General features: G+C 75.0%; 13 protein-coding genes. 4 read left to right on the forward strand and 9 right to left on the reverse strand.

Going from position 1 to position 12272, the window contains the following annotated elements; all coding sequences use genetic code 11:
* The first annotated feature begins 1 nt into the window (after position 1).
* Positions 2-685 carry an isochorismatase family protein gene (locus NR073_RS00335; RefSeq protein WP_049145233.1) on the forward strand — a complete coding sequence of 228 codons (684 nt, stop codon included), beginning with the start codon at positions 2-4 and terminating at the stop codon, positions 683-685.
* Positions 686-834: 149 nt separating this feature from the next.
* The gene (locus NR073_RS00340; RefSeq protein WP_216886702.1) at positions 835-1296 is read left to right on the forward strand and encodes a GNAT family N-acetyltransferase; all 462 of its coding nucleotides are present in this window, start codon (positions 835-837) and stop codon (positions 1294-1296) included.
* Positions 1297-1305: 9 nt separating this feature from the next.
* On the opposite strand, the gene NR073_RS00345 is transcribed toward NR073_RS00340, so the two are convergent.
* The 6 genes from NR073_RS00345 to NR073_RS00370 form a co-directional block, all read right to left on the reverse strand.
* The gene (locus tag NR073_RS00345) at positions 1306-3249 is read right to left on the reverse strand and encodes a heavy metal translocating P-type ATPase (protein ID WP_095695554.1); all 1944 of its coding nucleotides are present in this window, start codon (positions 3247-3249) and stop codon (positions 1306-1308) included.
* A 105-nt stretch (positions 3250-3354) separates the two neighbouring features.
* A complete protein-coding gene (locus NR073_RS00350) occupies positions 3355-5175 on the reverse strand; it encodes a DEAD/DEAH box helicase (protein ID WP_166437379.1) in 1821 nt (606 codons plus the stop codon).
* Complete coding sequence (locus NR073_RS00355; protein ID WP_041103218.1) at positions 5168-5506, reverse strand: DUF3039 domain-containing protein; 339 nt, start codon at positions 5504-5506, stop codon at positions 5168-5170. The genes NR073_RS00350 and NR073_RS00355 overlap by 8 nt, the downstream gene beginning before the upstream one ends.
* Before the next feature lie 23 nt (positions 5507-5529).
* A complete protein-coding gene (locus NR073_RS00360; protein WP_256748527.1) occupies positions 5530-7131 on the reverse strand; it encodes a Tat (twin-arginine translocation) pathway signal sequence in 1602 nt (533 codons plus the stop codon).
* Entirely contained in the window at positions 7122-7946 is an 825-nt protein-coding gene (locus NR073_RS00365) for an ABC transporter ATP-binding protein (protein WP_256748528.1), read from the reverse strand. The genes NR073_RS00360 and NR073_RS00365 overlap by 10 nt, the downstream gene beginning before the upstream one ends.
* 64 nt (positions 7947-8010) lie before the next feature.
* On the reverse strand, positions 8011-8967 hold the full coding sequence (locus NR073_RS00370; RefSeq protein ID WP_256748529.1) for a tetratricopeptide repeat protein: 957 nt from the start codon (positions 8965-8967) through the stop codon (positions 8011-8013).
* Positions 8968-9092: 125 nt separating this feature from the next.
* Between NR073_RS00370 and NR073_RS00375 the strand changes: the two genes are divergently transcribed.
* The gene (locus NR073_RS00375) at positions 9093-10415 is read left to right on the forward strand and encodes an AI-2E family transporter (protein WP_256748530.1); all 1323 of its coding nucleotides are present in this window, start codon (positions 9093-9095) and stop codon (positions 10413-10415) included.
* 34 nt (positions 10416-10449) lie between these two features.
* Here NR073_RS00375 and NR073_RS00380 read toward each other — a convergent pair whose 3' ends face one another.
* Complete coding sequence (locus NR073_RS00380; RefSeq protein ID WP_221844893.1) at positions 10450-10809, reverse strand: hypothetical protein; 360 nt, start codon at positions 10807-10809, stop codon at positions 10450-10452.
* Positions 10810-10861: 52 nt separating this feature from the next.
* Between NR073_RS00380 and nucS the strand changes: the two genes are divergently transcribed.
* Positions 10862-11557, forward strand: a complete 696-nt coding sequence (gene nucS, locus NR073_RS00385) for an endonuclease NucS (RefSeq protein ID WP_061867881.1) — start codon at positions 10862-10864, stop codon at positions 11555-11557.
* 14 nt (positions 11558-11571) lie between these two features.
* Here the strand turns inward: nucS and NR073_RS00390 are convergent, their stop codons facing one another.
* Both NR073_RS00390 and NR073_RS00395 read right to left on the reverse strand, forming a co-directional pair.
* On the reverse strand, positions 11572-11961 hold the full coding sequence (locus tag NR073_RS00390; protein WP_256748531.1) for a DUF2550 family protein: 390 nt from the start codon (positions 11959-11961) through the stop codon (positions 11572-11574).
* A 34-nt stretch (positions 11962-11995) separates the two neighbouring features.
* Positions 11996-12271 carry a F0F1 ATP synthase subunit epsilon gene (locus NR073_RS00395; RefSeq protein WP_036313044.1) on the reverse strand — a complete coding sequence of 92 codons (276 nt, stop codon included), beginning with the start codon at positions 12269-12271 and terminating at the stop codon, positions 11996-11998.
* Position 12272: the final 1 nt, after the last annotated feature.

A 12272-nucleotide genomic window follows, 5' to 3' on the forward strand; every position in this document is an offset into this window, starting at 1 on the left:
CATGGAGAACCTGAACCGCGCCCTGGTGATCGTGGACGTGCAGAACGACTTCTGCGAGGGCGGCGCCCTCGGCGTGGCCGGCGGCGCCGCCGTCGCGGCCGGGGTCAGCGAGCACCTGGCCGAGCACGCGGACGCCTACGCGGCCGTGGCCGCCACGCGCGACTGGCACGTCGACCCGGGCACGCACTTCGCCGCGGCCACCGGCGCCGAGCCGGACTTCCGCACCACCTGGCCGGTGCACTGTGTGGCCGGCACCGCCGGCGCCGAGCTGCATCCCGACCTGGACGCCGAGCACCTCGACGCCGAGTTCCTCAAGGGCCTGCACACGGACGCCTACTCCGGCTTCGACGGCGCCCTCGGTGAGCCCGACGCCGTCCCGACCGGGGCCGCGGGCGAGCGCCCCTCCGGGACCGTCGGCCCGTACGGGGCCACCGCCGTGGCCGCGGCCGCCGTCGAGTCCGGCGCCCCCGGCCTCGACGAGTGGCTCCGTGAGCAGGGCGTGGACGCGATCACCGTGGTGGGCATCGCCACGGACCACTGCGTGCGCGCCACCGTGCTCGACGCCCTCGACGCCGGCTACGAGGTCACCGTGCTGACCGACCTGGTGGCCGGCGTCGACGAGGCGGCCGCCCAGGCCGCGCTCCACGAGATGGAGGCCGCCGGGGCCATCCTGGCGACCTCGTGAGCGGGTTCGGCCCCGAGCGGCGCCCGCGTCGCCTCTGAGGCGCCGCACGTCGGGACAGTGACGAATGTCACTCGATGCGGCATGATGGAGGCACGCGGCCCCGGCGGGCGTGCCGGAGCCGGTGCCCGACGCAGACGAGGAGAGCAGCCATGACCGACTCCCCCATCGCCGCAGACCGGGACGGCATCCGCTACCTCTCCGGGGCGATCCCGGCCGCCGACGACGTCCGCGCCCTCTACGACGCCGTGGGCTGGTCCGCCTCCACGGCGGACATGGACACGCTCATGGGCGGGCTGCAGGGCTCGGCCACCGTGGTGACCGCCTTCGACGGCGGCCGTCTGGTTGGCCTGGCCCGCGTGGTCTCCGACGGACACACCATCGCCTACCTGCAGGACATCCTCGTGGATCCGGGGCACCAGCGCCGCGGCATCGCCTCCGAGCTGCTGCGCCGCGTCTTCGCCCGGTTCGGCCAGGTGCGTCAGCACGTGCTGCTCACGGACACCGAGGAGCGTCAGCGCGCCTTCTACGAGACCCATGGATTCCGCGAGTCCCGTGACGTGGAGGGCGACGAGCTGCGCGCCTTCGTGCGCTTCCAGTCCCGGGACGGCTGAGCCCGGCGCTCAGGCCGACACGGCCTGCCGCTCCCCCCGGGCGGGGGCGGCGGCGAGATCGCCGAGCCGCTCGGCCTCGTGCGGGCCGGGCTTCATGGCGCGCAGGGCGTTGACGATGGCCACGACGTCCACGAGCTCCTGGAACAGCGCGCCGACCAGAGCCGGGATGGCGCCCGTGGCGGCGATGACCATCAGGACCAGGGAGAGCGCGATGCCGACCCAGATCGACTGCGTGGCCACCTGCAGGGTGCGCTGGCCGGCGGCCACGGCGACGGCGACCTTGGAGACGTCGTCGGCGAGCACCACCACGTCGGCGGACTCGGAGGCGGCGGTCGAGCCGCGGGCGCCCATGGCCACGCCCACGTCCGCGGCGGCGAGCACGGGGACGTCGTTGACGCCGTCGCCGACCATCATCACCGGGCGCTCCGGGCGCTCGGAGAGCAGGCGGACCTTGTCCGCGGGCAGCAGGTCCGCGTGGACCTCGTCGATGCCCGCCTCCCCGGCGATGTGCCGTCCGGTGGCCTCGGCGTCGCCGGTGAGCATGAGGACCTGGCGTGCGCCGAGGCGGTGGAGCGCCTGCACGGTGGCGGCGGACTCGGGGCGGATGCGGTCGGCCAGCAGCAGGACGCCGGCGAAGGCGCCGTCCACGGCCACGTAGACGGCGGACTGGCCGGGGGCGAGGTCGGCGGTGGCGGTGTCCGGGGCAGCCTGCGTGACGTAGGCGCGCTTGCCGACGACGACGCGGCGACCCTCCAGCACCGCGACGACGCCGTGGGTGGCCTCCTCCGTGGCATCCTGCGCGGTCGCCAGGGACAGCCCGCGCTCCTCGGCCGCCGCGCGGATGGCGTCGGCGAGCACGTGCACGGAGTACTGCTCGGCGGAGGCGGCCAGGCGCAGCAGCTCGTCCTGGGCGAAGCCGGCGGCCGGGCGCACGCCGACCAGCTCGGGGCGGCCGGCGGTGAGGGTGCCGGTCTTGTCGAAGCCCACGGTCTGCACGGAGCCGAGGGCCTCGATGGTCCCGCCGGACTTCACGATCACCCCGGACGTGGCGGCGCGGGACATGCCGCCGAGGAAGGCCACCGGAGCGGCGATGAGCAGCGGGCATGGCGTGGCCACCACGAGCACCTCGGCGAAGCGGACCGGGTCCTGGGACAGCCACCAGGCCAGGCCGGCGATCAGGTAGGCGACGGCGGTGAACGGCACGGCGTAGCGGTCGGCCAGGCGCACCATGGGGGCGCGGGACTCGGCCGCCTGCTGCACGAGGGAGACGATGGCCGCGTACTGCGAGTCGGCCGCGGAGGCGGTCGCCTCGAGCACGAAGGCGCGGGTGCCGTTGAGCGCGCCGGACATCACGGCCGAGCCGGTGCGGTGCGTGACGGGCAGGGACTCGCCGGTCAGGGAGGACTCGTCCAGGTCCACGGCGACCTCCCCGCCGTCCTCGGCGGAGGCCACGGTGCCGTCCACGGGAAGCACCTCGGCGGGACGCACCAGGAGCCGGTCGCCGGCACGCACCTCCTCCACCGGCACGTCCTCCACGGAGCCGTCCGGACGCAGGCGATGCGCGCGCTGCGGGGCGCGGTCCAGCAGGGCGGACAGATCCCGCCGAGCGCGGCCGGCCGCGTAGTCCTCGAGGGCCTCCCCGCCGGTGAGCATCAGGCAGACGAGCACGGCGGCGAGGTACTCCCCCACCAGCACGGTGGCGACGATCGCGGTGACGGCGAGGATGTCCACACCCCAGTGCCCGCGCATCAGGTCCCTGACCATGCCCACCGAGGTCCACGCGGCCACCACCAGGGCATACGCCGAGGCGATCCAGCGCGCCGGATCCTCCGCCCCCGCCAGGTGCAGGCCGAGGGTGAGGGCGACGACGACCAGCGTCGCGAGCACCCACGGGTACCGCGCGGCGAAGCCGAGGACGGCGGGACGTGACGGGGACGGGGCGGACACGGGCATGACGACTCCTGACATCGTGCCCCCATTCCAGCCCGTCCCCGTGCCGGGTGCCAGCCAGGGGAGGCGATCCTCAGCCCGCGGGCGCCCCCGCGCTCCCGGCGGACCTCAGGTCCGGCCGACGAACCACCCGCGCAGGGTGCTCAGCCGTTTCTCCAGCTGCTCGCGGGAGGCCTGGGCCACGGCGGGGCCGCCGGAGATCTCCCGCAGGCGGTTGTGGATCACCCCGTGCGGCTGGCCGGAACGGGCCGCCCAGGCGGACACCGTCTTGGACAGCTCGGAGCGCAGCTCCTTCATCCGCCGGTGGTCCACGACGTCGGCGGGCTCGGCCGCCTGCGCACGCGGCCGGCGCTGGATCTGCTCGGCCTGCCGCTGCCGTAGCAGGGCGGAGACCTGCTCGGCGTCCAGCAGGCCCGGGATGCCGAGGAAGTCCTGCTCCTCCTCCGAGCCGACGGCGCCGCCGAGGCCGAACTCGCCGCCGTCGAAGAGCACCTTGTCGAAGCTCGCCCGGGACTCGAGGGCCTCGAACTTCTCCCGCGTCAGCGCGTCCGAGCCGCTCTCGGCCCGGTTGGCCTCCGCGATGAGGTCCTCCTCGGGGGCGTCCTCGAGGTCCTCGACGTCGACGGCGCCCTCCTTGCGGTCCAGCGCGTGGTCCCGCTCGAGCTCCATCTCGTTGGCCAGCAGCATGAGCGCGGGCACGGACGGCAGGAACACCGAGGCGGTCTCCCCACGCCGGCGGGAGCGCACGAAGCGGCCCACGGCCTGGGCGAAGAACAGGGGCGTGGATGTGGACGTGGCGTACACGCCCACGCACAGGCGGGGCACGTCCACGCCCTCGGACACCATGCGCACCGCCACCATCCACCGCTCGTCCGACGCGGCGAACTCCTCGATGCGATCCGAGGCGCCCTTGTCGTCCGAGAGGATCACGGCCGGCCGCTGGCCGGTCAGCACCTCGAGCTGCGCGGCGTACGCGCGCGCGTCCTGGTGGTCCGAGGCGATCACGAGGCCGCCGGCGTCGGGCACGTTGCGGCGCACCTCGCTGAGCCGCCGGTCGGCCGCGCGCAGCACGGACGGGATCCACTCGCCCGCCGGGTCCAGCGCGGTGCGCCAGGCGGAGGCGGTGATGTCCTTCGTGGCGGCCTCGCCGAGCTGAGCCTCCATGACCTCGCCGGTGGAGGTCTTCCAGCGCATCTGCCCGGAGTAGGCCATGAAGATCACCGGGCGCACCACGTGGTCCCGCAGCGCCGGGCCGTAGCCGTACGTGTAGTCCGCCTTCGACCGTTCGATGCCGTCCACGCCGAGTTCGTAGCGGACGAAGGGGATGGAGGCGGTGTCGGAGCGGAACGGGGTGCCGGTCAGGGACAGACGCCGCGTGGCCGGCTCGAACGCCTCGCGGATGCCCTCGCCCCAGCTCAGGGCGTCGCCGCCGTGGTGGATCTCGTCCAGGATCACCAGGGTCTTGGCGGCCTCCGTGCGGTTCCGGTGCAGGACGGGCTTGTTCGCCACCTGGGCGTACGTCAGCGCCACCCCGCGGTACTCGGCGCCGTGCCGCCCGTCCGCGTTCTTGAAGTTCGGGTCGATCGCGATGCCCACGCGCGCGGCGTTGTCCGCCCACTGGCGCTTGAGGTGGTCCGTGGGCGCCACGACGGTCAGCCGCTGCACCACGCCGGAGTCCATCAGGATCTTGGCCACGCGCAACGCGAACGTGGTCTTGCCCGCGCCGGGGGTCGCGACCGTCAGGAAGTCCTGCGGCGCGGTCTCGAGATAGCGCTCCAGCGCCTCCTGCTGCCACTGGCGCAGCTTGGGGGCCGTCCCCCACGCCGCGCGCTCGGGCATGGCGGGGGGAAGGTCCTCGCCGATGTGGAACAGATCGTGCTGGACGCTGCCGTCCGGGGTGCCGCTCGTCAGGGAGCGGCCGTCAGCCACGGCCGCGGCCTCCGAACCAGCCACCGCGCTTGCCGCCGCCGTCGCCGCCGTCCTGCGGCTCACGCAGGCCCTCGTAGATCTCCTTGCACGTGGGGCACACGGGGAACTTGTTCGGGTCCCGGCCCGGCACCCACACCTTGCCGCACAGGGCGATCACGGGGGCACCGGTGACAGCGGACTCCGTGATCTTCTCCTTGCGGACGTAGTGGGCGAAGCGCTCGTGGTCGCCCGGCTCGATCTTCTGCCGCAGCTCCTCGCGCTCGAGGACGGACGTGCCGCCGCCGGCGGGCGCGAAGGGGTCGTTCAGGTCGGGTTCGCCGGTCACACTCATGCGGGCCAGTCTAGCCGCGCCCCTCAGAAGGCGGCCACGGCCTGGTAGGTCTCGGCCTGCGCGCGGTCGTACCAGCGCGCCCCCAGGCGCACGCCCAGCCACAGCGCGACGGCGCCCCACGCGAACCCGAGCGCCACCGTCACCCAGCCCCACACGGCGGCCCCGGTGACGAGCCGGACGACGAAGGGCACCAGGAACGGCACCGCGAGCGCCAGGCTGACCAGCATCGCGGCGCCCTGGACGAGCATCGTGCGCATGGCCGCGCCCTGCGGCGTCGCGAACGGGCTGTCCCCCGGCTTCGGAACCGGGTAGACGAAGCGGGCGGAGACGAACGCGGACAGCCCGGCGGTCGTCCCGAACAGGCCGAGGGCCAGGCCCAGCATCGGCGCCAGCAGGGACCAGTCCCCCGCCGCCGCCACCGTCGCCGTCGTCACGAGCAGGATCATCGGCACGCCCCAGCCCGCCAGGCCCAGGACCCGGCCCCAGCGGTCGTCCACGCCCCGCACGCCCGAGACGACGTGCAGGTGGAACGCCGTGTGGTCGTAGGCGATGTCCGCGGAGATCGAGTAGGCCAGGGACCAGGCGGTGATCGGCCCGAGGACCAGCAGCAGGCCCAGTCCGGGACCCTCCTCCCCGGCCATGCCCCCGGTGAACCACAGCAGGACGGCCATGAGCGGGATGATGACGAGCCCGGCCGCGTACCGCGGATCGGCCAGCCAGTAGCGCTGGGCGCGGGCCGCGATCGCGGTGCGCGGGCCCGTGGCCGGTCGGCCCAGCCAGCGCAGCGGCGTCGGGTCCGCGCCCGCGGCGACGCGACGGGACCGACCGCCGCCCACGGCCACCGGCTCCACGGTGCGGCGCACGGCCAGGTGCCACAGGGCCAGGGCGGCCAGGCACCAGGCGGCCGCCACCGCGAGGTGGAGCGCGACGGCGGCGCCGCGGCCCTCGGCGGCCGCCCACGCCGCGGCGGGGCCCGCCCCGAACGGGGTCCACGCCGCGCCGCGGGCGATCTGGGGCGCGATCGCCAGGAAGTCCTCGAACGACGCGATGGCCTGCGAGAGGGCGACGCCGCCGAGCATGAGCGGGATGAACAGCAGGACGGAGACGACGTCCCGCACCCGACGCCGGCTCGCGTAGGCGGCCAGGAGGCCGGCGAGGCCGGAGCCGATCGCCACGGCGGTCACCGCGGTCAGCGCGCCCCCGGCCAGGCCTGCCGCCAGCGCGGCCGGCCGGTCCCACCAGCTGGCCCCCAGGCCCACCAGCACGGCCAGCGTGGCGAGCCCGACCGGCGTCGTGAAGGCGCTCAGGACCAGCCCGGCGATGAGGGTGCGGGCCGGGACGGGGAAGAGCACGAAGCTGTGCGGGTCGAGGGTGGCGTCCACGCCCGTGACGAACGGCGGGATGACGAGCCAGGCGAGCACCACGACGGCGGCGGCCAGCACGGTCGTGGCGCCGCGGGCCTCGTCCGGCAGGGCGGGCAGGCCCGTGACGAGCAGCGTCACCGCCACGGCGGCCATGCCGAGCACGTACAGCGCGCCGAGCACGCTCATCACCAGGGTGAACGGGGACCGCCGCCACTGGTTCAGGGTCAGCGTCCAGCGCAGTCGGACGAGCGTCAGAGCCATGCCAGCCCCTCCGAGCCGTGGCGGCCGCCGACGAGGTCCACGAAGCGGTCCTCGAGGTCGCGCCCGTCCCGGACCTCCTCGAGCGTGCCGGCGGCCCGCAGCGTCCCGGCCGCGATCACGGCGACGTGGGTGCACATGCGCTGGACGAGGTCCATCACGTGGCTCGAGACGATCACCGTGCCGCCCCGCTCCACGTACGAGTGCAGGATGTCCCGGATGTTCGCGGCGGAGACCGGGTCCACGGCCTCGAACGGCTCGTCCAGGACGAGCAGGTCCGGGGCGTGGACCATGGCGGCCGCCAGGAACACCTTCTTGGTCATGCCGGCGGAGTAGTCGGCCACGAGCTTGCGGCCGGCGTCCTCCAGGTCCATCACCCGCAGCAGGTCCGCGGTCCGCTCGGCCACGGTGTCCGCGTCGAGCCCGTGCAGCAGCCCGGCATAGGTCACGAGCTGCGCGCCCGTGAGTCGGTCGAAGGTCCGCACGCCGTCGGCGAGCACGCCGACCCGTCGCTTGGCCTCGAGGGGCTGCTCCCACACGTCGACACCGTGGATCCAGGCGCGGCCGTGGTCCGGGCGCAGCAGCCCGGTGGCCATGGACAGGGCGGTGGTCTTGCGCGCCCCGTTGGGCCCGACCACCCCGAAGAACGATCCGGCCGGGACGTCCAGGTCCAGCGCGTCGAGCGCCAGCTTGTCCCCGAACCGCTGGGTCAGCCCGCGCGTGACGAGGGCGAGGCCCGGATCGGGGGCGTCCACCGCGCGACGACGGGCGGCGGCCGCCAGGTGGGCGGGGGCAGGCTCGGGCGCATGCGGAGTCATGCCTGGGACGTTACCCACCGTCAGGCGGACACGGCGTCCTCCTCAGGGATGAACTGTGGGTCCCTCAGAACAGCGCTGCGGCCAGCCGACGCCGCGAGGCCTGCACACGGGGATCGTCCGTGCCCACCACGGTGTAGAGGTCCACGAGGTGGGCGCGCGCCGTCTCCCGGTCGTCGCCGGGGTGGAGGGCGATGAACCGCACGAGCCGGGCGAAGGCGTCCTCCACGTGGCCACCGAGCACGTCCAGGTCGGCGACGGCGAGCTGGGCGGCGACGTCGTCCGGGCCGTCCGCGGCGGCCGTGCGCACCGCCGCGGCGTCGGCGTCGCGGGTGCGCAGCATGAGGCGGGCCGCGGACAGGCCCTGCTGGGCCACGGCGTCCGCGGGGCTGTCGGCCAGCGCCGCCTCCCACGCCGAGACGGCCCCGGGCAGGTCGTCGGCGGCGAGGGCCTCATGGGCGGCCCGGTGCAGCGGCGGCACGGGCGGAGCGTCCGCGGCCGCGGCGCCGGCGTCCTGGCGCGCCGGAGCGACGGGGGGCACGGTGCCGGCGACGCCGTTCTGACGGGCCACCTCGAGGATCTCCCCCATGAGCTGGCGCAGCGTCTCCTCCGGCACCTCCTGATTGACCAGCGGCACCGGCTGCCCCGCCACCACGGCCATGACCGCGGGGCCGGCCCCCAGGCCCAGCGCCTGCAGCACGGCGGGCTCCTTCGCCACGTCCAGACGCGCGAGCACGAGCCGTCCCGCCTGGGCGTCGACCGCGTCCGCGAACTGCCGGTAGAGCGCCTCGCTCGCCGCGTCCCCGGGCACGTGCAGGTGCAGCAGCACCGGCACCTGGGCGGAGAGCTGGACCAGCTGCTGCAGCAGACCCTGGTCGGCGTCCGCGATCACCCACGAGCCGCCGCCGGCGCCGGCGTCGGCCCCCGGCGCGGTCCGCCCGGCCGGGGCCGGGGTGCCGAGCGAGGACAGGTCGACGGCGCCGCGCAGGTGGGACGGGGCGTCAGAGGGGGGCTGGGCGGTCACGTCGGTCACGATCCTTCCGGTCCGGGTCCGCCCCGTCGCCGGGGCGAGGGGCGTTGTCACTGCGCCCCACGGTAGCCTCCCGGGCGCGGCGCGGTCAGGCCGGGGCCCTGACGTACGCTGAGCGCGTGGAGGAGAAGGAGACCGCATCCGGCCCGGACGTCGCCGGCGTCGCCGACGTCCGTGGCCCGGCCGAGCCCGAGGGCGCGGAGCAGCCGTCCCTGGCCGGCATGCCCGTGGAGCCGGTCGGGGTGGCCGCCGCGCCGCCGTCGCACGGGCCGACGCCCGCCGGGCGTCGTCGACTGCCCCGCCTGGGCTCCGTCCTGCGGCGGCGCCGACCCTTCCTCGAGGAGGACCGGGTGGACCCCGAGTCGGTCCCCGTCGACGGCGCCGAGGATCCGGCGGTCGCGGCCGTGGCCGTCGAGTCCCCCGTGCTGACCGGCTTCCTGCTCGCGGTCGGCGTGGCCCTGGCCATCGGCGTCGTCTCGGTGCTGCGCACGAACGGGCAGCTCATCGTGTGGATCGCCGCGGCCCTGTTCATCGCCCTGGGCCTGGATCCGCTGGTGCGCCGGGTCGAGTCCTGGGGCGCGCCCCGCTGGGTCGGCGTGCTCACGGCCGCGCTCGGCCTGGCCGCCGTGGCCGGGGCGTTCGTCGCGCTCCTCGTCCCCACGGTGATCGAGCAGTCCACGCAGCTGGTCCAGGACCTGCCGGCCATCATCGACGGGGTGATGAGCGCCGAGTGGTTCGTGCGACTCGACGAGGAGTTCCACCTCCAGGAGGCCGTCCGCGCCCAGACCGAGCGCCTCGCCGCCGACGGCGTCGCCGTCACCGACCTGTTCGGCGGGCTCCTCGGCTTCGGCCAGACCGTGCTGAACGCCATCTTCTCGGTGCTCGTGGTGGTCGTGCTGACGCTGTACTTCCTCTCCTCCCTGCCGCACATGAAGTACTGGGCCTACCGGCTCGCACCGTGCTCGCGCCGGCCCCGGATCGAGGCGCTGTCCGAGCAGATCACCTCCTCGGTCGGCCACTACGTGATGGGCCAGTCCTTCGTGGCCGCCCTCAACGGCGCGGTGGCGTTCACGGCGCTGGCCATCGCCGGCGCCCCCTTCGCCGTCCTGCTCGCCGCGATCGCCGCCTTCATGGCGTTCATCCCGCTGGTGGGCGCCGCGATCGGCGGCACGCTGCTGACCCTCGTGAGCCTGCTGACCTCGTGGCAGACCGCCGCCGTGTTCGCGGCCGTCTACTTCGTCTACCTGCAGATCGAGGCCTACGTCATCTCGCCGCGCGTCATGGCACGCGCGGTGTCCGTGCCGGCGGCCGTGGCCGTGATCGCGGTGATCGCCGGAGGCGCGCTGCTCGGCGTCCTCGGCGCCCTCATGGCGATCCCGCTCGCCGCCGCGCTGCTGCTGCTGGTCCGCGAGGTCTTCATCCCCCGCCAGGACGCCCGGTAGGCCCACGACGGCGGCGCGGCCCGGACCGTCGCGGTCAGCGGCCCGGGCGGGTGCGCCAGCACACCGGGTGCCAGTGCCGCCGGTCCGCCCCCGCGTCCTCGTCCCCCATGATCCAGTCCGCGCGCCAGGCCACGAGGTGCGCCTGGCCCTGCCGGATCACCCGACCGCAGCCGGGGCACGTGTAGTCCTTCACCGCGCGCCACGCGGGGATCTGCCGGACGTGCCAGCCGCCGTCGGACCCGGACTGGCGCGAGTAGCCCGCGTCCAGGCCGAGGAGCTCCTCGAGCGGGTCGGACCGCCCCGGCGACGGCCGGGACCGCCGGGAGACGCCGGAGGCCCCGCGCTCACTCCGCCGAGGCGCGGACGAGCGGCGGGGGCGGTTCGAACGGGGCATGCCCCCATGCTGACACACGAGCCGGTGGGCACGGTCCGCCTAGGATGGACCGGTGCGACTCGTCATTGCCCGCTGCTCCGTGACCTATGAGGGCCGCCTGAACGCCCACCTGCCCACCGCCACCCGCCTGCTCATGGTGAAGGCGGACGGCTCGGTGCTGGTGCACTCCGACGGCGGCTCCTACAAGCCCCTCAACTGGATGTCTCCGCCCGCGACCCTGCACGTGGAGGAGCCCTCCCCCGATCAGGCCGACCAGGGGGTGACGCAGGTCTGGCGCGTTCAGGCCAAGAAGTCCGACGACCGGCTCGTCGTGCTCATCGAGGAAGTACTGGCGGACGACTCCCACGAGCTCGGCGTGGACCCCGGCCTCGTCAAGGACGGCGTGGAGGCGGATCTGCAGCGTCTGCTGGCCGAGCAGATCAGCCTGCTCGGCGACGGCCACACCCTCGTGCGCCGCGAGTACATGACGGCGATCGGCCCCGTCGACATCCTGGCCCGCGACGCCGACGGCGGCACCGTGGCGGTCGAGCTCAAGCGCCGCGGGGACATCGACGGGGTCGAGCAGCTCACCCGCTACCTCGAGCTGATGAACCGGGACCCGCTCCTGGCGCCCGTGCGCGGCGTGTTCGCGGCCCAGCAGATCAAGCCCCAGGCCCGCACCCTCGCCGAGGACCGCGGCATCCGCTGCGTCACCCTCGACTACGACGCGATGCGCGGCGTGGACGACGCCGAGTCCCGCCTGTTCTGAGGCGCCGGGCGGGCTCAGCGGCGCCAGAAGGACGACGCCGCGGACGGCCCCGCCTCGCTCCAGGCGCGCAGGGCGCCGGCGTCGTCGGGGTCGACGACGACGCGCACCGGACGTGTGCCGGCGCTCAGCTCCAGGACGGCCCGGCCGGCCTCGTCCGCCGGGAGGCGGTCGATCTGCAGGCGGCTCCGGTCCGCGCTCCAGCGCTCTCGCGAGAGGCGCCAGCCCCCGGTGAGGCGCAGGCGGGACTCGTCGTACACGCCGATCACACGCTCACGCCCCGGGCCCTCCCGCTCCAGGACCGCAGGGAAGGCGGCCGTGACACGGGCGAGGGGCCGGCACCGCATCACCAGGGCGAGTGCCGACAGCACGATGACTGCCACCACGGTCGCCGAGGCGATGAGCACCGGGCCCTCCACCGTCAGGTCCTGCCGCGCCGCGTCAGGCCGCCGCGGCGTCGCCCAGCCGGGCGGACGTCGCGGCGATCACGACACGGTCGTGGTCCACGGAGAAGAAGCCGCCGCGGGCCTGCGCGGTGACGGTGCCGCCGTCCGTGGTCCGCACCACGACCTCGCCGTCGCCGAGGACGGCCAGCATCGGGGTGTGGCCCGGGAGGATGCCGATCTCACCGTTGACGGTGCGCGCCGACACGGCCGACGCGGCGCCCGACCAGATGGACCGCTCCTCGGAGACGATCTCGACGTTGAGCTCAGCCATG

The organism is Micrococcus sp. Mcc28 (assembly GCF_024519775.1).
In the GTDB taxonomy this organism is placed as follows: domain Bacteria; phylum Actinomycetota; class Actinomycetes; order Actinomycetales; family Micrococcaceae; genus Micrococcus; species Micrococcus luteus.

Excerpts from the sequence above, each read along its gene's own strand:
- NR073_RS00355 (WP_041103218.1), bottom strand. The coding sequence starts at position 5,506 with ATGAGTGTGACCGGCGAACCCGACCTGAACGACCCCTTCGCGCCCGCC.
- NR073_RS00365 (WP_256748528.1), bottom strand. The coding sequence starts at position 7,946 with ATGACTCCGCATGCGCCCGAGCCTGCCCCCGCCCACCTGGCGGCCGCC.
- NR073_RS00360 (WP_256748527.1), bottom strand. The coding sequence starts at position 7,131 with ATGGCTCTGACGCTCGTCCGACTGCGCTGGACGCTGACCCTGAACCAG.
- NR073_RS00380 (WP_221844893.1), bottom strand. The coding sequence starts at position 10,809 with ATGCCCCGTTCGAACCGCCCCCGCCGCTCGTCCGCGCCTCGGCGGAGT.
- NR073_RS00335 (WP_049145233.1), top strand. The coding sequence starts at position 2 with ATGGAGAACCTGAACCGCGCCCTGGTGATCGTGGACGTGCAGAACGAC.
- NR073_RS00340 (WP_216886702.1), top strand. The coding sequence starts at position 835 with ATGACCGACTCCCCCATCGCCGCAGACCGGGACGGCATCCGCTACCTC.
- NR073_RS00345 (WP_095695554.1), bottom strand. The coding sequence starts at position 3,249 with ATGCCCGTGTCCGCCCCGTCCCCGTCACGTCCCGCCGTCCTCGGCTTC.
- NR073_RS00395 (WP_036313044.1), bottom strand. The coding sequence starts at position 12,271 with ATGGCTGAGCTCAACGTCGAGATCGTCTCCGAGGAGCGGTCCATCTGG.